This window comes from Parviterribacter kavangonensis (assembly GCF_056863335.1).
Genome location: NZ_JBXPJA010000003.1, coordinates 101,146 through 120,563, shown reverse-complemented (window position 1 = coordinate 120,563; position 19,418 = coordinate 101,146). Strand labels below are relative to the sequence as shown.

At 74.0% G+C, this 19,418-nt stretch carries 19 protein-coding genes; 10 read left to right on the top strand and 9 right to left on the bottom strand.

Annotated features, from left to right (window positions below):
* The first annotated feature begins 35 nt into the window (after positions 1-35).
* Entirely contained in the window at positions 36-215 is a 180-nt protein-coding gene (locus AC1UE4_RS20410) for a hypothetical protein (RefSeq protein ID WP_482919170.1), read from the top strand.
* Here the strand turns inward: AC1UE4_RS20410 and AC1UE4_RS20405 are convergent.
* Positions 212-817 carry a type 1 glutamine amidotransferase gene (locus tag AC1UE4_RS20405; RefSeq protein ID WP_482919169.1) on the bottom strand — a complete coding sequence of 202 codons (606 nt, stop codon included), beginning with the start codon at positions 815-817 and terminating at the stop codon, positions 212-214. The two genes, AC1UE4_RS20410 and AC1UE4_RS20405, sit on opposite strands and share 4 nt — an antisense overlap.
* Before the next feature lie 98 nt (positions 818-915).
* Between AC1UE4_RS20405 and AC1UE4_RS20400 the strand changes: the two genes are divergently transcribed.
* From AC1UE4_RS20400 to AC1UE4_RS20380, 5 genes are read left to right on the top strand one after another with little or no spacing between them, the layout of a single operon-like run.
* Complete coding sequence (locus AC1UE4_RS20400) at positions 916-1,437, top strand: MarR family winged helix-turn-helix transcriptional regulator (RefSeq protein WP_482919168.1); 522 nt, start codon at positions 916-918, stop codon at positions 1,435-1,437.
* Positions 1,434-2,924 (top strand): aldehyde dehydrogenase family protein, encoded by a 1,491-nt coding sequence (locus tag AC1UE4_RS20395; protein WP_482919167.1) that lies wholly within the window; start codon positions 1,434-1,436, stop codon positions 2,922-2,924. The genes AC1UE4_RS20400 and AC1UE4_RS20395 overlap by 4 nt, the downstream gene beginning before the upstream one ends.
* Positions 2,921-3,841 carry a VOC family protein gene (locus AC1UE4_RS20390; RefSeq protein ID WP_482919166.1) on the top strand — a complete coding sequence of 307 codons (921 nt, stop codon included), beginning with the start codon at positions 2,921-2,923 and terminating at the stop codon, positions 3,839-3,841. The genes AC1UE4_RS20395 and AC1UE4_RS20390 overlap by 4 nt, the downstream gene beginning before the upstream one ends.
* Before the next feature lie 37 nt (positions 3,842-3,878).
* Positions 3,879-4,607 (top strand): lysophospholipid acyltransferase family protein, encoded by a 729-nt coding sequence (locus tag AC1UE4_RS20385; RefSeq protein ID WP_482919798.1) that lies wholly within the window; start codon positions 3,879-3,881, stop codon positions 4,605-4,607.
* A gap of 50 nt (positions 4,608-4,657) precedes the next feature.
* Positions 4,658-5,086, top strand: a complete 429-nt coding sequence (locus AC1UE4_RS20380; RefSeq protein ID WP_482919165.1) for a MarR family winged helix-turn-helix transcriptional regulator — start codon at positions 4,658-4,660, stop codon at positions 5,084-5,086.
* Positions 5,087-5,129: 43 nt separating this feature from the next.
* Here AC1UE4_RS20380 and AC1UE4_RS20375 read toward each other — a convergent pair whose 3' ends face one another.
* On the bottom strand, positions 5,130-6,413 hold the full coding sequence (locus AC1UE4_RS20375; protein ID WP_482919164.1) for a hypothetical protein: 1,284 nt from the start codon (positions 6,411-6,413) through the stop codon (positions 5,130-5,132).
* 38 nt (positions 6,414-6,451) lie between these two features.
* Between AC1UE4_RS20375 and ileS the strand changes: the two genes are divergently transcribed.
* Complete coding sequence (ileS, locus tag AC1UE4_RS20370) at positions 6,452-9,571, top strand: isoleucine--tRNA ligase (RefSeq protein WP_482919163.1); 3,120 nt, start codon at positions 6,452-6,454, stop codon at positions 9,569-9,571.
* Positions 9,572-9,607: 36 nt separating this feature from the next.
* Positions 9,608-9,937, top strand: coding sequence for an MGMT family protein (locus AC1UE4_RS20365; protein WP_482919162.1), 330 nt, complete (start codon positions 9,608-9,610; stop codon positions 9,935-9,937).
* On the opposite strand, the gene AC1UE4_RS20360 is transcribed toward AC1UE4_RS20365, so the two are convergent.
* Complete coding sequence (locus tag AC1UE4_RS20360; RefSeq protein WP_482919161.1) at positions 9,934-10,227, bottom strand: hypothetical protein; 294 nt, start codon at positions 10,225-10,227, stop codon at positions 9,934-9,936. The two genes, AC1UE4_RS20365 and AC1UE4_RS20360, sit on opposite strands and share 4 nt — an antisense overlap.
* 107 nt (positions 10,228-10,334) lie before the next feature.
* On the opposite strand from AC1UE4_RS20360, the gene AC1UE4_RS20355 reads away from it, so the two are divergent.
* Positions 10,335-11,003, top strand: coding sequence for an FHA domain-containing protein (locus AC1UE4_RS20355; protein ID WP_482919160.1), 669 nt, complete (start codon positions 10,335-10,337; stop codon positions 11,001-11,003).
* A gap of 4 nt (positions 11,004-11,007) precedes the next feature.
* Here AC1UE4_RS20355 and AC1UE4_RS20350 read toward each other — a convergent pair whose 3' ends face one another.
* The 5 genes from AC1UE4_RS20350 to AC1UE4_RS20330 form a co-directional block, all read right to left on the bottom strand.
* Positions 11,008-12,462 (bottom strand): protein kinase domain-containing protein, encoded by a 1,455-nt coding sequence (locus AC1UE4_RS20350; RefSeq protein ID WP_482919159.1) that lies wholly within the window; start codon positions 12,460-12,462, stop codon positions 11,008-11,010.
* Positions 12,440-14,344, bottom strand: a complete 1,905-nt coding sequence (locus tag AC1UE4_RS20345; RefSeq protein ID WP_482919158.1) for a serine/threonine-protein kinase — start codon at positions 14,342-14,344, stop codon at positions 12,440-12,442. Before AC1UE4_RS20345 ends, AC1UE4_RS20350 begins: the two co-directional genes overlap by 23 nt.
* 96 nt (positions 14,345-14,440) lie before the next feature.
* A complete protein-coding gene (gene trxA / locus AC1UE4_RS20340) occupies positions 14,441-14,764 on the bottom strand; it encodes a thioredoxin (protein ID WP_482919157.1) in 324 nt (107 codons plus the stop codon).
* A gap of 8 nt (positions 14,765-14,772) precedes the next feature.
* Positions 14,773-15,474, bottom strand: coding sequence for a hypothetical protein (locus tag AC1UE4_RS20335; RefSeq protein WP_482919156.1), 702 nt, complete (start codon positions 15,472-15,474; stop codon positions 14,773-14,775).
* Positions 15,471-16,244, bottom strand: coding sequence for a polyprenol monophosphomannose synthase (locus AC1UE4_RS20330; RefSeq protein WP_482919155.1), 774 nt, complete (start codon positions 16,242-16,244; stop codon positions 15,471-15,473). Before AC1UE4_RS20330 ends, AC1UE4_RS20335 begins: the two co-directional genes overlap by 4 nt.
* A gap of 22 nt (positions 16,245-16,266) precedes the next feature.
* Here AC1UE4_RS20330 and polX point away from each other — a divergent pair, with 22 nt between their 5' ends.
* Positions 16,267-18,003 (top strand): DNA polymerase/3'-5' exonuclease PolX, encoded by a 1,737-nt coding sequence (gene polX / locus AC1UE4_RS20325; RefSeq protein ID WP_482919154.1) that lies wholly within the window; start codon positions 16,267-16,269, stop codon positions 18,001-18,003.
* On the opposite strand, the gene pdxR is transcribed toward polX, so the two are convergent.
* Positions 17,930-19,360: a MocR-like pyridoxine biosynthesis transcription factor PdxR gene (pdxR, locus tag AC1UE4_RS20320; protein ID WP_482919153.1), complete on the bottom strand. Its 1,431-nt coding sequence runs from the start codon at positions 19,358-19,360 to the stop codon at positions 17,930-17,932. The genes polX and pdxR overlap by 74 nt on opposite strands.
* Positions 19,361-19,418: the final 58 nt, after the last annotated feature.

The window sequence follows — 19,418 nt, the reverse complement described above, 5'->3', positions numbered from 1 at the left end:
TCCCTCGCCGCCCCGCGTCGATGCGGTCCGCCGGGGTGATCGAGCGCGACGAGCAGGGGATGAGCGCGGAGGAGCCGGTCCACGAGCAGGCGCCTGTGCCCGCCCTGGCCGACCGCGAGGCCGTGCTGGCGGACCTGACCCGGCACGTGACGGCGGCGTGGGCCTCGTTCGACCATCCGCGAGCGGCGGAGCCCCGAGGGATCGCCGCCGCCTAGCGCCGGGCGCGCTCCCACCACGCGTCGAACAGCCGGAACGCGTTCGCCCGCGCACCGGGCGCATGGTGCAACCCGGCCGCGCGCAGGTCCTCGCCGTCGACGCCGAGCTCCTCGAGCTCGCCGGGCATCATCGCCACCCACTCCTCGACGATGGGCGGCGTCACCTCCGGATGGAACTGGGTGCCGAGGTGGCGGCCGTGGCGGAACGCCGCGGGCCCGGCCGGCGTGTGCCCGAGGACCTCCGCGCCCACGGGCGGGTCGAACACGTCCCAGTGGAACTGCAGCCACGGCCCCGGCGCCACGACGTCCGGCGCCGTCGTCGCGACCTCGACCCAGCCGACCTCGGGGATCGACGCGCGGCGCACGCCGCCGCCGAGCGCGACCGCCAGCGCTTGGCCGCCGAAGCACAGCCCGAGCACCGGCACGTCCTCCTCCACCGCGCGCTTCAGCAGCGCGATCTCGTCCGCGATCCAGCCCGGCTCGCCCGCGTCGGCCGAGTACTGGGAGCCGAGCGACGCCACCGCGTCGTAGCCGTCGAGCGTGCGCGGCACCGGATCGCTCCACGAGGCGTGGATCTCCGGTTCGAGCCCGCGGTCGGCCATCCACTCGCCGAGTACGCCGGGCGGGCCGGCATGCCCATGCTGCAGAACGAGGACACGAGGCGTTGACGGCATCTCGTTAGGAGCCTAATGTGTTCTCCGTGGCCTCGCAACCGCAGCCCGTGGCGTCGCTCGTCCGGGAGGAGGACGACGTGCTCGCCCGCGTCGGCGACTTGCCGGTCGACGTGGCGGCGATGGCAGCGGCCGCGAACATCTGGCGCGCGGCGCAGGCACTGCGCACGCACCTCGAACGCAGCGTCCTGCGCGGCGAGGGGCTGAGCTGGGGCGGCTTCTCGCTGCTCTTCAACCTCTGGGTCTGGGGGCCGATGGAGACGCGCGCGCTCGCCACCTCGATGGCCTGCAGCCGCCCGACCGTCACCGGGCTCGTCGCGACGCTGGAGGGCCGCGGTCTGGTCGGACGAGCCACGCACGCGTCGGACGGGAGGCTCGTCGTGGTCTCGCTGTCCGCGGCGGGCGAGCGGACGATCGAGGCGGTGTTCCCACGCTTCAACGAGGGCGAGGCGCGCGTCACGCGCGATCTGTCCGCGGACGAGAAGGCGACGCTGGCGCAGCTGCTGCGCCGCGTCGTGCGAACGGCGAACGAGGAGGACCGGAAGGCATGAGCGGAGCGGCCGTGGGAGCGGCGCACATCGAGGTCGAGGGCGTCTCCGTCGACACCCGCCACTTCATCGGCGGCGAGCGCGTCGGCTCCGCCAAGACCTTCGAGGTCCGCAGCCCGATCGACTGGGAGAACTGGAAGCTCGCCGACGTCGCGGCCGGCGGAGCGGCCGACGTCGACGCCGCGGTCGCGGCGGCCCGGCGGGCGTTCCCCGCCTGGGCGGCGCTCGGCCCCGACGGGCGCCGCGAGGTGCTCGGCCGGCTGGCCGACGCGATCAGCGCCGCGGTGCCCGACCTCGCGAAGGTCGAGGTCGCCGACAACGGGTCGCTGCTCGAGGCGATGCGCGAGCGCGTGCTGCCGCGCGGCGCGAACAACATCCGCTTCTTCGCCGACTTCGCCGTCGAGCGCCTCGCCCAGCCGCCGCGCACGCTGCACGGCGGGGAGCGCAACCGCGTGCGGCACGACCCGGCCGGCGTCACCGCGATCTCGACGCCGTGGAACGCGCCGTTCATGCTCGCGACCTGGCGCATCGGCCCGGCGCTCGCCGCCGGCAACACGGTCGTGCTCAAGTCCCCGGAGTGGGCGCCGCTGACCGCGTCGCTGTTCGCCGACCTCTGCGTCGAGGCCGGCGTGCCGGCCGGCGTGTTCAACCTCGTGCAGGGAACCGGCGCGGACGCCGGAGCGCCGCTGACCGGGCACCGCGACGTCGACCGCGTCGCGTTCACCGGGTCGCCCGCCACCGCGCGCACCGTCTACCGAGACGCCGCCGCCAACCTCACCCCGGTTTCGTTCGAGCTCGGCGGCAAGTCGCCGTTCATCGTGTGCGACGACGCCGATCTCGCCGCGGCCGCCAAGACCGCCGCCTACCAGTACGACAACTCCGGGCAGGTCTGCCTCGCGGGCACGCGGCTGCTCGTGCAGCGCTCGATCCACGACGCGTTCCTCGAGCGCTTCCGCGCCGAGGTGGATGCGATCGAGGTTGGCGACCCGCGCGAGGACGGCACGACGTACGGCCCGCTCATCCACCCGGTCGCGCTCGACCGCGTCCGCCGGCACATCGCCCGCGCGGTCGAGCAGGGCGCGACGCTCGCGTTCGGCGGCGAGTCGCTCGGCGGCCTCTACTTCCCGCCGACGCTGTTCACCGACGTGCCGGCCGACGCGGACATCCTGCGCAACGAGGTGTTCGGGCCGGTGCTCGCGCTGCAGACGTTCGAGGACGACGACGAGGCGATCGCCCTCGCGAACTCGACCGACTTCGGGCTCGCGGCGACGATCTACACCGGGTCCGAGCAGCGCGCGGACCGCCTGTCGGCCGCGGTCGGCGCGGGAACCGTGTGGGTCAACTGCTTCTACGTGCGCGACCTCGAGACGCCGTTCGGCGGCTCCGGCGACTCCGGCATCGGCCGTGAGGGCGGTCACCACTCGTTCGACTTCTATTGCGACGTCAAGACCGTCTGCGAGCGGACGTCGCTCTTCGGGGAGGGCTCATGATCGGTGCGATCCACCACGTGAAGCTGCGCGTCGCCGACGTGCGCGAGGCGCGCGACCGCTGGTGCCTGCTGCACGGCCTGACGGGCGAGGTGGATGGCAAGCGCGCGCTGCTGCGCTGCAGCTACGAGGACTTCTGCCTCTGGCTCGAGGAGTCGGACGAGGCGCCGGGCCTCGAGCACGTCGGCTGGGAGCTGCTGCGAGACGTGAGCATGGAGGAGGCCGCCGCGCGCCTCGCGGCCGAGGACGCCGGCGCGGTCGACATCGAGGTGCCCGGCCGCGGGCCCGGGCTGCGGCTCGACGACGCGGACGGCCACGGCGTGGTCGTCGTCGAGTCGGTCGAACTGCCGCTGGAGGAGCGCTGGCCGCCCGTGGCGCGCTTCACCGACGAGCTGCCCGCCTACCACCCGCGCAAGCTCGGGCACGTGAACTTCCTGACCGACGACGTCGCGCGGATCGCCGGCTGGTACGAGCGGGTGCTCGGGTTCCGCACGACCGACTGGATCGGCGACGGCGCGTGCTGGATGCACGTCAACCCCGACCACCACGTCATCGCGTTCCTCGACAAGGGCTACCGCCACATCCACCACCTCGCGTTCGAGCTCGTCGACTTCGGCGAGATGCGCCAGGCGCTCGACCACATCGGCCAGCACGGCCGGTGGGTGTCGTGGGGGCCCGGCCGCCACGGCATGGCGCAGAACCTCTTCTGCTACATCCGCATGGTCGAGGAGGAGATCTTCGTCGAGCTCTTCGCGGACATGGAGCGCGTCTATCCCGGCCACCAGGTGCGCCACTTCCCCGACGACCCGCACGCGTCGAACACGTGGGGCACGCTGCCTCCGCGGACGTACTTCAAGTTCGACGCGGAGTCGGTGCAGGCGGAGAAGGACCAGCTCGCCGCGCTCGGCGTCGTGCCGTAACCCCGGGCCCTGGTGCGGGTAGGACCCGGTGCTCGTGATGCGCCTGGTCTCGTACGCCTACTGGGCGCTCATCGCCATCACGTGCCCGATCTTCTTCCTTGGGGCGGTGGTCGTCTGGGCCGTCACGCTGCCCTTCGACCGCCGCAAGGTCGTGCTGCACCTGTACTCGTCGGCGTGGGCGATGTCCTACGTCCTCATCAACCCGTTGTGGAAGGTGCGGGTCACCGGCCGCGAGCACCTGCCTTGGCGCGGCCCGGCCGTCCTCGTCGCGAACCACGCATCGCTCATCGACATCCTGGTCCTGTTCGCGCTGTACCGCCCGTACAAGTGGGTCTCGAAGGCGGAGAACTTCAAGATCCCGTTCGTCGGGTGGAACATGCGCCTCAACGGCTACGTCCCGCTCGTGCGCGGCGACCGCTCGTCCGTGGTGACGATGCTCGCCGAGTGCAGCCGGCTGCTGCGCCGGGGCAACCCCGTGCTCTTCTTCCCCGAGGGCACGCGCACGAAGGACGGCCGGCTGCAGCCGTTCAAGGACGGTGCGTTCGAGCTCGCCGTCGAGCATGGCGTGCCGGTGATCCCGATCGCGGTGCACGGCACCGGCCGCGCGCTGCCGAAGCACGGGATGGTCCTCCAGGAGCACGTCGACTGCCGCGTCGAGGTGCTCCCGCCGCTCGACCCCGCGGCGTACGGTGGCGTTGCCGCGGTGCGGGAGGCGGCGCGCGACCGGATCGCCACCGCCCTCGCCGGGCGGGCGCCCGGGCCGTAGTCGTTCGTGGCACCTGGAACGTCCGGGGATGCAGGTAGAACTCCGCGCCGATGCTCGTGCCCGGCGACCCGCTGGCCCATCGCGCGCTCGACTCGCTGCTGCGCGCGGAGGCGTCCGTGCGGCGGCGGCTGTCCGCCGACCTGGAGCGCGAGGGCGTCTCGGCCACCGGCTTCTCGGTCCTCGTCGTGCTCGCGACCGCGGGCGGCGAGCTCGAGCTGCGCACGCTGCGCCGCCGGCTGCGGACCTCGAAGGCGAACGCGACCGAGGTCGTCACGACGCTGTGCCAGCGCGGCCTCGTCGCGCGCACGCGCCTGCCGCACGACCGCCGCGTCGCGGCCATCGCGCTGACCCCGCGCGGCGGGGAGATCGTCGACCGCCTCTTCCCCGAGCACACCGAGCGCGTCGCGGCGACGTTCTCGGTGCTCGACGAGGTGGAGAAGCGCCAGTTCGCGGACCTCTGCCGCAAGCTGGCCGCTTGACAGGCTCGGGCGCCGCGGAGACGCGGCGCCCGGAGGACCCGGCCTAGCGGCGCTCGCGCAGGCGGATCCGGCGCCCGTCGGCCGTCGACCACGCGACCGCGACCGCCCCGCCGGCGCTCGCGCCGACCGAGAAGGTCGCCGCGAGCTCGCCCTTGGCGGTCACGCGCTTGCGGACGCCGGTGTGCTCGGCCCCGTCGACCGTCACCTCGACGAGCGGGCCGCCGCGCGGCGACGTCGAGATGTCGCGATAGACGAAGTGCGCGCTGCCGCGGCCGTCGGCCGCCGCGCCGTACGCGAGCGGGGTGTCGTCGACGTCGCTGATGCGGCGCGCGATGCCCGCCGGCGTCGCGACCATGAGGCGCGAGCCGGCGTCGTCGAGCGTCGCCGCCGATGCGCTCTGCAGCCACGACACCAGCGTGTCGCCGTCGCTCTTCGGCAGCACCGCGACGTCGTCGGCCGAGACGCCGTCGTCGAGCACGCGCGGCGCCGTGAACTCGGCCGCGCCGGGCGCGCGCGTCGCGACGAGCACGCGCTGGGTGATCCGCTGGATCGTCTCGACCCAGGCGACGACGATCGTCCCGTCGGGCTCGACGCCGACGGCCGGGTCGCTCGCCGGCCCGTCACCCTCGAACTGCGCGACGTCGCGCAGCCCGCCGGTGCCCTGGGTCGCGACGGTCAGCCGCGGGAACGCGACCCCGCTGATGCGCTTCGTGTAGGCGACGACGTTGCCGCCGGTCCTCGTGACACTCGCATCCGCCTGCAGCAGGCCGGGGATGAGGTAGCGCACGGTGCCGGCGAAGCGGCCGTTCGCGCCCGGCGACGCCAGCTCGAGGTCGGGCGTCGAAGAGCCGCGCAGCCACGCGAGGCGCGCGCCGCCCGGCCCGGCCACGAACGCCGGCGCGGACGCCGTCGAGCCGCCGCCGGTCAGCGTCTGCAGCGCCGTCAGCCGCATGCTCGCGGTTCGAACCGCGCGCGCCCGCACGCGGAACACGGAGCCGTCGTCCCAGCGCCAGCCGAAGATCGCCTCGCCAGGCTGCGTCAGCAGCGTCGGCGCCGCGATCCGGTTCGCCGACGAGTGCACGAGCAGCTGCTGCGCGCCGCCGGGGTTCCCGAAGCGCGCCATGAGCCCGCTGCCGCCGGGGTTGCGGCGCACCCACGCGGTCACGTTCGTCCCGTTGCTGCCCGGCACGACGACCGGATCGGTGACCCGCGCGGGCCCCTTCGCGACGTCGGCCGTGACCGGCGCCGACCACGTCGCCGCTCCCGCGGCGGCCGGCGCGGCCAGCGCTGCGGCGACGAGCAGCCCGGCTGCGATTCGAGCGGTCATCGGATCCCTCACTTCTCCACTCCTAGAATGGCCTTTCCATGGCGCATCGCCCAGTCGACCCGAACCAGTCCTTCCCTGAGCTGGAGAAGGCCGTCCTGCAGCGCTGGAGAGATCGTGACGTGTTCCACGAATCTCTGCGCCGACGGGAAGGTGCGGAGCCATGGGTGTTCTACGAGGGGCCCCCCACCGCGAACGGCCGGCCGGGATCCCACCACGTCCTGGCCCGGGTGTTCAAGGACATCTACCCGCGCTTCAAGACGATGCGTGGCCACTACGTCCCGCGCAAGGGCGGCTGGGACACGCACGGCCTGCCGGTCGAGATCGCCGTCCAGCAGCAGCTCGGGATCACGAACAAGCACGAGATCGAGGACTACGGCATCGCCGAGTTCAACCAGAAGTGCCGCGAGTCGGTCTTCGAGTTCCTCGAGGACTGGAACGCGCTGACCGAGCGCATCGGCTTCTGGATCGACCTCGACGACGCGTACCGGACGCTCGACACGACGTACGTCGAGTCGGTGTGGTGGGCGCTGCGGCAGATCTACGACAAGGGCCTGCTCTACGAGGGCCACAAGGTCGTCCCGTACTGCCCGGGCTGCGGTACCGCGCTGTCGTCGCACGAGGTGGCGCTCGGCTATCGCGACGTGATCGATCCGTCGGTCTACGTGAAGCTGTCGGTCGTCGAGGACGGCGGGCCGGTGCAGCGCGGCGACGAGCTGCTCGTCTGGACGACGACCCCGTGGACGCTCGTGTCCAACGCGGCGGTCGCGGTCCATCCCGAGCTGACGTACGTGCGCGTGAAGACCGGGCCGCTGGAGGCGCCGGTCGTCCTGGCCGAGGCGCTCCTGGACCGTGTACTGAGGCCCACCCACCCCGACGCCGACGTGAAGGTGCTCGAGCGCTTCCCCGGCGCCGCGCTCGACGGCGTCCGGTACGAGCCGCCCTTCCCCTACCTCGGCCGCGACGCCTACGGCGAGCGCGGGCACACCGTGCTCCTGGCCGACTTCGTCACCGCCGAGGACGGCACCGGACTCGTGCACACCGCGATCGCGTTCGGCGAGGACGACTTCCAGCTCGGCCAGCGGTACGGGCTGAACGTCGTCAACCCGGTGAAGCTCGACGGCACGTACGACGAGCGGATCGGCAAGTACGCGGGGCGCTTCGTCAAGGACGCCGATCCGGACCTCATCGAGGACCTCCGCGGCCGCGGCCGGCTGCTGCGCGCCGAGGACTTCCAGCACTCGTACCCCTTCTGCTGGCGCTCGGGCGACCCGCTCCTCTACTACGCCAAGCCGGCCTGGTACATCGCGACATCGAAGGTCCGCGACCGGCTGCTCGCCGCGAACGAGTCGGTCAACTGGCACCCCGAGCACATCAAGCACGGGCGCTTCGGCAAGTGGCTCGAGAACAACGTCGACTGGGCGCTGTCGCGCGAGCGCTACTGGGGCACGCCGCTGCCCGTCTGGCGCTGCGAGGAGGGCCACGTCCACTGCATCGGCTCGTTCGACGAGCTCGAGCAGCTGTCGGGCGTGCGCCTCGAGGACCCGCACCGTCCGTACGTCGACGACGTCGGCTTCCCGTGCCCGGAGTGCTCGCGCCCGATGCGGCGCGTGCCCGAGGTCATCGACGTCTGGTTCGACTCGGGCGCCATGCCGTTCGCGCAGTACCACGCGCCGTTCGAGAACGAGGAGCTCTTCCAGCAGCGGTTCCCCGCCGATTTCATCTGCGAGGCGCTCGACCAGACGCGCGGGTGGTTCTACTCGCAGCTGGCGATCTCGACGCTGATCTTCGACCAGTCGGACTTCCGCAACGTCGTCTGCCTCGGCCTCATCCTCGACGAGGAGGGGCAGAAGATGTCGAAGTCCAAGGGGAACATCGTCGACCCGTGGAGCGTCCTCGACCAGTTCGGCGCGGACGCGTTCCGCTGGTACTTCTTCACATCCAAGCAGCCGTGGGACGGCTACCAGTTCTCGATGGACCGGGTGGGCGAGGGCGTCCGCCTGTTCCTCAAGCAGCTGTGGAACACGTACGGGTTCTACGTCCTGAACGCGAACGCCACGCCGTCGCCGGAGCCGTCCGAGCCGACCGAGCTCGACCGCTGGGTCCTGTCGCGCCTGGCGGCGACGGTCGAGACGGTGACCGAGCGGCTCGAGGACTTCGACGCGACGATGGCCGGGCGCGCGATCGCCGAGTTCGTCGACGACCTATCGAACTGGTACCTGCGCAGCTCGCGGCGGCGGTTCTGGCAGAACGAGGGCGCGGCGTTCGACACGCTGCGGACGTGCCTCGTCACGACGGCGCAGCTGCTGGCGCCGTTCACGCCGTTCGTCGCCGACGAGATCTACGAGAACCTCGTGGGCGACGAGGCGAGCGTCCACCTCACCGACTGGCCCGGACCCGACCCCGCCCGCCCGCGCGACCTCGCGCTGGAGGACGGCATGCGCGTCGTCCGCGAGGCGGTCCGCCTCGGCCGCGCCGCGCGCGCCGCCGCGAAGGTGAAGGTCCGCCAGCCGCTGCGCGAGGCCGTCATCGTCGCGCCGGGGCCCGAGCGGACCGCGCTGGAGGCGATGGGCGATCTCATCCGCGACGACCTGAACGTCAAGGCGCTGCGGTTCGTCGAGCGGGCCGACGACCTCGGCTCGTACGAGGTCAAGCCGAACTACCGCACGCTCGGCCCGCGCTTCGGCAAGTCGATGCCGATGGTCGCCGACGCCGTCTCCGCGCTGGACCCGGTCATGACCGCGGAGTCGCTGCGCGAGGGGCGCACGGTCGGGGTGAACATCGGCGGCGACGAGCACGAGCTGACCGCCGACGACCTGCAGCTGCGTCTCGAGCCGCTCGAGGGCTACCAGGTGGAGCGCGAGGCGTCGCACGCGGTCGCGCTGGACCTCTCGATCGACGAGACGCTGCGGCGCGAGATGCTCGCCCGCGAGGTCGTCCGCGCGGTGCAGAACGCGCGCAAGGACGCGGGGCTCGAGATCTCCGACCGGATCGCGCTGACGCTCGGCGGCGACGGGGAGCTGCTGGAGGCCGCGCGCGAGCACGAGCCGTACGTGGCCGGCGAGACGCTGGCGGTCAGCGTCTCCTACGAGGGCAACGGGGCCAGCGACCCCGCGACGATCGAGGGCCGCGAGCTGCGCATCGCGGTCGCGCGCGCCTAGGGGGCGAGAAGTCCTCGGGTCCGCCCTCGTGGGGGCATGGACACCGAGAAGCTCCGCACGGTCCTCGAGGCCGTGCCGTCAGGTCAGTGGGTCTCGTACAGCGACGTCGTCGCGGCCGTCGGCTCGGCGCCGCCGGCCGCACGCAGGCTCAACCAGCGGCTCATGAAGGACGAGCTGCCGAACGCGCATCGCGTGCTGAAGAGCGACGGGCGGGTCGCGTTCACGGCGCTCGGCGACCCGGGCGGGGTGCACGACCGGCTCGTCGCCGAAGGGATCGTCTTCGACGACCGCGGCCGGGCCGCGCAGGAGCAGCGGCACCGGCCGGAGGCGATCGTCGAGGAGCCGGCGGCAGCCGGCGAGCGCTAGCGGACGGGCCCGCGGGTGCCCTCGTCGGGGCCGCCGTCGTAGCGGATGCCGGTGATGACCACGGCGCCGCGGCTGCCCTCCTCGGGCCCGCCGTCGTAGCGGACGCCGGGGGCGAGCCGCTCGGCGGCCGGCGTGGCGCTCGTGCCCGCGCTGTCCGAGTCGCCGATCGCCAGGACCAGGACGACCGCGACGGTCGCGGCGAGCGCGAGCAGCCCGGCGATCAGCAGCATCGCCCGGTGCGACGGCGCCGTCAGCGAGTGGGCGGGTGCGTGCCATGTGACGTGGGACATGAGGGACCTCCAGGTCGTCGGTTGCTCCCACCCTCCTCCCGCGCGCAGGCGCGGATCCAGCCCCCAGAGGGATGGAATCCCGCATCCCGCCCCGGGAGGATCGGGCCGTGGAGCCACCGGTCCCGCAGACGCCGTCGGAGCTCAAGCGCATCGTCGAGGCGGGCCGCCAGGGCGCACCCTTCCTCGCGTACCGCGATGACGGCGACGCGCTGCGCGTCGAGCCGCTCGGCGGGCGCGCCTCCGTGACGATCGGGCGGTCCACCGACAACGACCTCGCGCTGGTCTGGGACGGCGCCGCGTCGCGCGTGCACGCGCAGCTCGAGCGGCTCGCCGACGCCTGGACGCTCGTCGACGACGGGCTCTCGCGGAACGGGTCCTACGTCAACGGCGAGCGCGTCCTCGGGCGCTGTCGCCTGGCCGACGGCGACGTGGTGCGCCTCGGGCACACGGCGTTCGCGTTCCACGCTCCGCCGCGGGCGATGGAGAGCACGTCGGCCGCCGAGCCGGCAGCGCTCGTGCGGTTGACGCCGGCCGAGCACCGGGTCCTGGCCGCGCTGTGCCGCCCCGTCGTGGTCCCCGGCGGCAGCGGCATGCCGGCCACGAACCGTGAGATCGCCGAGCAGCTGCATCTCACGATCCCGGGAGTGAAGACCCACATCCGCTCGCTGTTCACCAAGCTCGGGGTCGACGCGCTGCCGCAGTACAGCAAGCGGGCGGAGCTTGCGAAGCGCGCGATCGGCGCCGGGCTCGTGCGCCCACGCGACCTCGAGGGCTGACCGCTCAGCTGCGCGGCGTCAGCGTTGCCGCCCCGATGCCGTAGTCGTGGCTGACGATGCGGCCGGCCCGGTTGCGCCACTCCACCCGGGCGACCGGCCGGGTCAGCACCGCGAGCCCGAGCGGTGCCCCGCGCGGGTCGGCGCCGTCCACCGGGACGCGGCTCGAACGCCGCGTCCCCGCGAAGAGGTCGAGCGCCACGCGATCGCCGAGGCGCACGAGCACGAGCCGACGACCGCCCGCGAGCTCGGCCGTGGCCACGCGGCGACCCGGCAGCGCAGCGGCCGCCGTGCGGCCGGTCAGCCGTCCGGGGACCTGCCAGCGCGCGCCGGGTTGGTGCTCGACGCGGAGGAGGAGCTCGTGGTCGAACCCGCTGCCGGGCGGTCCCTCCGGTGCACGCGGCGTCGCGGAGAGCGGGCCGAGCCAGCGCCCGGTCGCCGCTCCGCGCGCGCCCGGACGCACGCCGACCGCGGCGCCGGGCGTGACGACGAGGCCGACGAGATCGCCGCGCCGCACGGGGAGGTTCGTGCGGAAGGCGTGGACGCCGCCGTCCGGGACGTGCTCGTAGACGCTGCGCGCCACGGAGTCGAACCGCGTTCCGAGCGGGCGGAGGACCTGCAGGGCGAGATCGCCGCGGGCCGCGCGCACGACCCACCGCCGCACGACGCCGCTGCGCGGCACGGCGACGGCCCGGCCGCCGAGTCGCACCTGCGCCACCGTGCAGGCGACGGACGCCCCGGACGGCGGGCCGCCCGTGCAGTCGACCGACCGCGCGTCGCCGGCGGCGACGTCGCTGCCCATCGGCTCGGTGCCACGGAGGACCGGCGGCGCGGCCGCCGGCTCGTCGCCGGGGAGCACGAGGAGCGCCGCCGCCCCCGCCGCAACGACGACGAGCCCCGCGAGGGCGACCGGCGCGAACCGCCGCCCCGGCCGCCGCGACGCGCTCACGGCGGCCTCGAGCCCGGCGAAGGCCGCGCGATCGGCCGCCGCGGTCGCGGCGCCGGCCGCGCCGAAGTCGGACAGCAGGGCGTGGCCGTCCGCGTCGATGAGGACGTTGTTCGCGTGCACGGCCCCGTGGGCGCCGCCCGCGCGGTGCAGCGCGTCGAGCACGGCGGCGACGTCGCGGAGGATCGTGGCCGCTGCTTCGCGGTCGAGATCGCCGCGGTCCAGCCGCTCGGCCAGCGTCGGGCCGGGCACGAGCTGCATCGCGAGGAAGCGGTGGCCGCGCTCCGTGCCGGCGGCGTAGAGGCTGACGGCGTTGCGGTGCTCCGGCCAGCGCGGCGCGACGGCCGGCTCCGCGCCCGCGGGAAGGACCTTCAGCGCGACGCGGCGGCCGAGGCTGAGCTGGGTGGCCTCGTAGACCACCGCACGGCGGCTGCATCCGAGGACGCGCTCGATGCGGAAGTCGTCGATCTCCGTTCCGAGGTCGAGCGCCCGCTCAGTTGACCTGCTGGAAGCCACCGGGCAGGACGGCGTAGTAGTGGCTCAGGACGCGCGCGCTGTCGGCGTTGACGTACTCGATGTAGAGGCCGAAGTCGTTGACGCCCGGGTCGTTCGGCGTCAGCTCGAAGATGAGGACTCGACCGTCCGCGGGCCGGAAGTCGGGCACCTCGATGCGTGCGAGGCGGCGGCCGTCGCGCAGCTGGTCGGCGGCGACGCGGCCGCCGACCGCGACGAGGCGGTGCTCGTAGACCTCGCCGTTGGGGAACCGCGTCGTTCGCTTGGCGAGGACGCGCCCGCGGGGCAGCGATGCGGCGGCCGCTCCGGCAACGCGATCGGGCATGCGCTGCCGGGCGCCCGGCACGACTTCGGCGCGCAGCAGCAGCTCACCCTCGGCGCCGCCGCCGCGATCCGGCGGCTCGACGGTGCCGCTGAGGCGCGGGGTCCAGTGCAGCGTCGTCGCGCCGTCGACGCCGGGCCGGGTGCCGGCGGCCGAGCCGGCGGTCGCCACGACCCCGAGCCGGTCCCCCTGCTCGACGGCGACGTCGGTCGGGAAGGCGTGCACGCGTCCGTCCTCGACGAACTCGTTGCGCGAGCGCGCGACCTGGAACTGACCGCCTTCTCGCGAGCGCAGCACCACGAGCGCGAGCTCGCCCCGGGCGGAGCGCACGGCCCAGCGGCGCACGACCCCGTTCTCGGGAACCACGACGGTGCGCTGCGGCAGCGCGTCCTGGGCGATGGTGCAGCTCGGCGAACGCGGTCCCGGTGCCTCGCCGCGGCAGTCGAGCGCGCGTCCCGGTTCCGCGAGGTCGCTCCCGAGGACGGTGGCGCCGCGCAGCGGGGCGGGCGCCGGGTCCGCGGCCGGCTCGGCGGACGTGTCCGGGTCGTCGAGCGCGAGCGTCACCGCGGTGGCGACCCCTGCGGCGGCGAGCGCGACCGCGGCGAACGCGAGGAGGCGGCGCCACGGGCGCGCGGCCGCGACGATCGGCGGCGACGCGGCGGCGGGCGGCTCGATCGTCGCCGTGTCCGTGTCGCCCGTGGGTGGGTGGGACGGCGGCGGGCCGAGCTCCGCGCCGCCGCCGCGTTCGAGGGCTCGGGTGACGGCGTCCACGAGCGCGACGGCGGTCGCCGGCCGGCGCGCCGGGTCCTTGGCCAGAGCGCGGTCGAAGACGGGATCGAGCGCGGCGGGCAGCTCGGGGCGCCGCCCGCTGATCGGCGGCGGCGGCTCGCTGACGTGCGCGAACATCGTCGCCGCCGCCGAGCGCCAGGGGAAGACGCGGCTGCCGGCGAGGCACTCGAACGCGATCGCGGCGAACGCGTACCGGTCCGAGGCCGGCGTCGCCGCGCCGCCGCGGATGACCTCGGGCGCGAGGTAGGCGACGGTGCCGAGCAGGCGCCCGGTCGCCGTCAGCGCCTCCGTGTCGCCGACCCTCGTGAGCCCGAAGTCGCCGAGGTACGCGTCGTGGTTCTCGTCGACGAGGACGTTCTGGGGCTTGACGTCGCGATGCACGAGGCCGGCCGCGTGCGCCGCGTCGAGCGCGCCGGCGACTTGGCGCAGCAGCCGCAGCGCGCCGGCCGCGGTGAGGCCGCCGGCGTGCAGCAGCTCGGCGAGCGTCGAGCCGGGCACGAGCTGCATCGCGAGGTACAGCCCGTCCTCGGCTTCGCCCGCCTCGTAGACGGTCACGACATGCGGGTGCTCGAGCGAGGCCTGCAGCCGCCCCTCGCGGCGGAAGCGCGCGGCGAACTCCGGATCGTCGCTCAGATCGGCCGACAGGACCTTGAGCGCGACGTCCCGGTCGAGCGAGCGCTGGTGCGCCCGGTACACGACGCCCATGCCGCCGCGCCCGAGGACCTCCTCGATCCGGAATCCGGGAACGGTGACCGTGCCGAGCACGAGTCGCATGGCTCCTCCTGCTTCGCCATGCCAAGTAGACCACGGCGGACGGGGCCGCGGCAAGGCCCGGCGCCGATGGCACCGGGCCGTGAGCCTGCCGGAGGGCTAGGCGAGGACCGGCTCGAGCTCCGCCTCGAGCCGCTTCTTCGGGTAGGCGCCGACGATCGTCTTCGCGGGCTGGCCGTTCTTGAAGACGATCATCGTGGGGATCGACATGACGCCGTACTGCGCGGCGGTGCGCTGGTTCTCGTCGACGTTCAGCTTCACGATCCGGAGGTCCTGGCGCTCACCCGCGATCTCCTCGAGGACCGGGGCGACCACGCGGCACGGACCGCACCACGGCGCCCAGAAGTCCACGAGCACGGGCTGCTCGGACTCGAGCACCTCGGCCTGGAAGTTCGTGTCGGTGACGGCAAGGAGGTCGCTCATGAGACCCACTATACGAAGTGAAGCGCCAGAAGGAGACGTGGCGTGAGGTAGACCTCGACGAACGCCGCGAGGACCAGGACGGGCAGCGCGATCGCCGTCGTGGCGAACGTCGCGGCCATCAGCTGGTGCCACGCCTGCGCACGTGCGGCGACCAGCCAGGCGGCGAGCGGGAGGAACAGCGCAACGAGCTCCGGGATCGCGTGGGGCAGCAGCCCGAGCAGCAGCGGCGCGGGCTGCGTCTGCAGCTGGTTGGCCAGCGACGAGAGGCCGAAGCCGAGCGCCCACGCCTGGGTGGCGAGCGAGAAGAGCGTGGCGCCGGCGACGAACGCGATCGCGAGCGGCCCGGCGTGGTCGTGGACCTTGCGCCACACGCCGCTGTAGTCCTCGGCCTCGAGCGGCAGCGACGACTTCGCGATGAACCCGGCGAGGCACGCCATCGCGTGCAGCGCGAGCACGAGCAGGTTGCGCCCGAGCACCTCGGCGACGTCGCGCACCGACGGCGGCGTCATCAGGCCATGGAGGAAGCGCGGGGTGCTGTCGGGCGTCGAGACGGACGCGATGAGGACGACAGAGAGGAGCAGGAGCCCGGCGATGCCGGCGCTGACGCCGACCCACGGGATCAGCACCGACCCCGGCGTGCGGTTCCACGCGCGGAGCGTCCGGCGGGTGTCCTCCCAGCCACGGGCGACGGCGAGCTCGCGTCCGGTCACCCCCGAGCGATCGGCTGCTCCGCCCGTTCCTTGATCGGCGGCGACGGCGGGCCGGGCGCCTTGCGCAGCTGCGGCAGCAGCCACACGGCCTCGCGTGCGATCCGCCAGTTCATCTTCGACCGGCCGAGCTGTCGCTCGCGGAACGTGATCGGCACCTCGACGACGTTGAAGCCGGCGTTGAGCGCGCGGTAGGTCAGCTCGACCTGGAACGCGTAGCCGCGCGAGCGCACGGTGGGCAGGTCGATCGCCTCGAGCACCTCGCGGCGGAAGCACTTGAAGCCGCCCGTGAGGTCGCGGACCGGGACGCCGAGCACGGCGCGCGCGTACCAGCACCCGCCGCGGCTGATGACCCGCCGCATGAGGCCCCAGTCGGACACGCCGCCGCCGGAGACGTACCGCGACCCGAGCGCCAGGTCCGCGCCGTCGGCGACCGCCGCGATGAGGCCCTCGACCGCGGCCGGGTCATGCGAGAAGTCGGCGTCCATCTCCAGGAGGAGCTCGGCGCCGTGCTCCAGCGCGTACGCGAACCCGGCGAGGTACGCGGGCCCGAGCCCCTCCGGCGTCGCGCGGTGCAGCACCTCGACGGCGTCGATCTCGGCCGCCAGCCGGTCCGCGATCTCTCCCGTCCCGTCCGGCGACCCGTCGTCGACCACCAGCACCTTGTGCCCGTCGCAGCGGCTGCGCTCCAGCACGGGCAGCACGGCGCGGACGATGCGCTCGAGGTTCTCGCGCTCGTCGTACGTGGGCAGGATGAGCCAAGCCGGACCCATGAGGGCGACGTAGCCTAGAGCCATGCCCGAGTTCTCCAACGCGGCGATCGCGCAGTACTTCGACGAGCTCGGCGACCTCTACGAGCTCGACGGCGCGGTCATCCACCGGGTGCTCGCGTACCGCAACGGTGCGAAGGCGGTTCGCGACGCGCCGGTGAGCGTCGCGTCGATGACGCGGCAGGGCCGGGTGACCGAGCTGCCGGGGATCGGCAAGACGCTCGAGGAGAAGATCACGGCGCTGCTCGACACCGGGACGATCCCGGCGCTCGAGAAGCTGCGGGCGAAGTTCCCGCCCGGGCTCGTCGACATGACGCGGCTGCCCGGGCTGGGGCCGAAGCGGGCGCGCAAGCTGTTCGACGAGCTCGGCATCGACTCGCTCGAGGCGCTGCGCGCGGCGGCGGAGGGAGAGAAGCTGCGCGACGTCCGTGGCTTCGGCCGGAAGTTCGAGGAGACGGTGCTCGCGGCGTTCGCGGCCGGGATCGCCGAGAAGCCCGCTCCGCGGACGCTGCTGCCGAAGGCGCTGGCGATCGGGGCGCAGATCGAGGACGGGCTGCGCGCGGCGGGCGCGGTCGACGTGGCGGTCGCCGGCTCGGCGCGGCGGCTGGCCGACAGCGTCAAGGACCTCGACGTGATCGCCGCCGCCTCCGATCCGGCCGCGCTGACGCGGGCGTTCGCCGAGCTCGACGTCATCGAGTCGTCGGGCACCGCCGGCGAGAACGCGGTGCGCGGCCGCACGCACACCGGGCTCGCCGTCGACGTCCGGGTGGTCGAGCCGGACCAGTTCGGCAACCTGCTGCAGCACTTCACGGGGTCGAAGGACCACAACATGCAGCTGCGCGACGCCGCCGTCCGCCGCGGGCTGCACGTCTCCGAGTACGGGATCCTCGACGACGCGACCGGCGAGACGACGCGGTGCGCGACGGAGGAGGAGGTCTACGAGCGGCTCGGCCTCGAGTGGATCCCGCCGGAGCTGCGCGAGGGGCGCGGCGAGCTGGAGGCGGCGCTCAACGGCGGCCTGCCCGACCTGGTCGTCGAGGACGACCTGCGCGGCGACCTGCACTCGCACACCGTCGCCAGCGACGGGCGCAACACGATCGAGCAGATGGCCGAGGCGGCCATCAAGCGCGGCTACGAGTACCTGGCGATCACCGACCACTCGGCGACGCACGGCTTCGGCAACCACGTCGAGCCCGACGAGCTGCGCCGGCAGATCGAGCGCGTCCGGGCGATCAACGCCGAGCTCGACGGCTTCGAGCTGCTGATCGGCACCGAGACGAACATCCTCCCGGACGGCTCGCCCGACTACGAGGACGACCTGCTCGCCGAGCTCGACTGGGTCGTCGGGTCGGTCCACACCTCGTTCGGGATGGCCGAGGCGGAGATGACGAAGCGCATCGTCGCCGCGTGCGAGCACCCCTGGATCGACGCGATCGGCCACCCGACCGGCCGCAAGATCGAGCGGCGCAAGCCCTACGCCGTGGACATGCACCAGGTCATCGACGCGGCGGCGCGGTCGGGCACGATGCTCGAGATCAACGCCGCGCCCGACCGCCGCGACCTCAACGACGTCCACGCTCGCCACGCCGCCGAGGCCGGCGTCCCGATCCTCATCGACTCGGACGCCCACGGGATCCGCGAGCTCGCCCTCGTCCGCTGGGGCATCGCCACCGCCCGCCGCGCGTGGCTCACGCGCGACCAGGTCGCGAACACCCGCTCGTGGGCGGAGTTCGCGCCACTCCGCAAGCACGCGCGCCGCTGACCGCGAGCTCCCTCGCGGCTCTCTCGAGCGCGGGTTCGGCGACGGCGGCGTAGCCGAGGAGGAGCGCGGGCGGCCGGGGAGCGACGCAGGTGACGTCGTCGTGGAGAGTCTGGACGGCGATGCCTCGTTCTCGCGCTTTCGCTGCGACCGCTCGGGCGTCGGTGCCCTCCGGCAGCCAGGCGACGAGGTGGAGGCCGGCGGCGGCGCCGCCGATGCGCCAGCCGGGGGCGTGCTCTTCGAGTGCGGCGACGAGCGCGTCGCGGCGGGCCCGGTAGCGGCGGCGGTTGCGGCGCAGGTGACGGTCGACGTCGCCGCGGTCGAGGAGGTCGGCGAGCGCCGCCTGCTCGAGCACCGCGGTGCCGCGGTCGGTGAGGTCCTTCTCGCGCGCGACCTCGTGGGCGAGCCACGGCGGCAGCGCCAGCCAGCCGAGCCGCAGCCCCGGCGCGAGCGTCTTGCTGGTGCTGCCGGCGAACACGACGCGGTCCGGGTCGAGCCCCTGGAGCGCGCCGACCGGCTCGCGGTCGTACCGGTACTCCGCGTCGTAGTCGTCCTCGATCACGACCGCGTCGCGGCGGCGGGCCCAGTCGAGCAGCGCGGCGCGCCGCTCGGGCGCGAGCACCATCCCGAGCGGGTACTGGTGCGCCGGCGTCACCGCGACCGCGCCCGCGTCGTCGGGCAGCTCGTCGACCACGAGGCCGCGGTCGTCGACGCGGACGAGGACCGGCTCCAGGCCCGCCTGCTCGACGGCCCGCCGCTGCCCGCGCCAGCCGGGGTCCTCGATCGCGACCTTCCTGACGCCGCGCTCGCGCAGGACGCGGAGGAGGATCGGCAGGCCCTGGTAGAGCCCGCCCGTGACCACGATGTGCTCGGCGTCGGTGACGACCCCGCGCGTCCGCCCGAGCGTCGCGGCCAGCGCCTCCCGAAGCGCGGCGAGCCCGCGCGGGTCCCCGTAGCCGAGCGCCTCGTCCGGCAGCGTCCGCAACGCCCGCCCGAGCGCCGCCAGCCACGCCGCGCGCGGGAAGGCAGAGAGGTCCGGCCGCCCCGTCCGGAGATCGATCTCGATCCGCGGGGCCGTCTCCAACGACTTGGTGACTGGGGGCGCCGGCGACTCGATCGGCGCGCGCGGGGCGACGCGCGTCCCCGCGCCGGTCTTCGCGACGAGCCAGCCCTCGGCGACGAGCTGCTCGTACGCCTCGACGACGACGCCCCGGGAGACGCCGAGCTCGGTGGCGAGCGCGCGGGTCGCCGGGAGGCGCGTGCCGGGGCGCAGGCGGGCGTCGCGGATCGCCTCGCGGAGCTGGCGCTCGAGCTGGGGGCGGCGCGGCCGGGTGCGGTCGAGGTCGAGGTGGAGGGCCACTTGGTCCTCTGTTCTACCGCGTGATTGGACCTTCCCGCAAGACCAATTCGCGCCTACC

Bases quoted from the DNA above. Each gene is read 5' to 3' on its own strand.
- AC1UE4_RS20375 (WP_482919164.1), bottom strand. From the start codon at position 6,413: ATGACCGCTCGAATCGCAGCCGGGCTGCTCGTCGCCGCAGCGCTGGCC.
- polX (WP_482919154.1), top strand. From the start codon at position 16,267: ATGCCCGAGTTCTCCAACGCGGCGATCGCGCAGTACTTCGACGAGCTC.
- ileS (WP_482919163.1), top strand. From the start codon at position 6,452: ATGGCGCATCGCCCAGTCGACCCGAACCAGTCCTTCCCTGAGCTGGAG.
- trxA (WP_482919157.1), bottom strand. From the start codon at position 14,764: ATGAGCGACCTCCTTGCCGTCACCGACACGAACTTCCAGGCCGAGGTG.
- AC1UE4_RS20385 (WP_482919798.1), top strand. From the start codon at position 3,879: ATGCGCCTGGTCTCGTACGCCTACTGGGCGCTCATCGCCATCACGTGC.
- AC1UE4_RS20405 (WP_482919169.1), bottom strand. From the start codon at position 817: ATGGCCGACCGCGGGCTCGAACCGGAGATCCACGCCTCGTGGAGCGAT.
- AC1UE4_RS20330 (WP_482919155.1), bottom strand. From the start codon at position 16,244: ATGGGTCCGGCTTGGCTCATCCTGCCCACGTACGACGAGCGCGAGAAC.
- AC1UE4_RS20345 (WP_482919158.1), bottom strand. From the start codon at position 14,344: ATGCGACTCGTGCTCGGCACGGTCACCGTTCCCGGATTCCGGATCGAG.
- AC1UE4_RS20380 (WP_482919165.1), top strand. From the start codon at position 4,658: ATGCTCGTGCCCGGCGACCCGCTGGCCCATCGCGCGCTCGACTCGCTG.
- AC1UE4_RS20360 (WP_482919161.1), bottom strand. From the start codon at position 10,227: ATGTCCCACGTCACATGGCACGCACCCGCCCACTCGCTGACGGCGCCG.
- AC1UE4_RS20390 (WP_482919166.1), top strand. From the start codon at position 2,921: ATGATCGGTGCGATCCACCACGTGAAGCTGCGCGTCGCCGACGTGCGC.
- AC1UE4_RS20365 (WP_482919162.1), top strand. From the start codon at position 9,608: ATGGACACCGAGAAGCTCCGCACGGTCCTCGAGGCCGTGCCGTCAGGT.
- AC1UE4_RS20395 (WP_482919167.1), top strand. From the start codon at position 1,434: ATGAGCGGAGCGGCCGTGGGAGCGGCGCACATCGAGGTCGAGGGCGTC.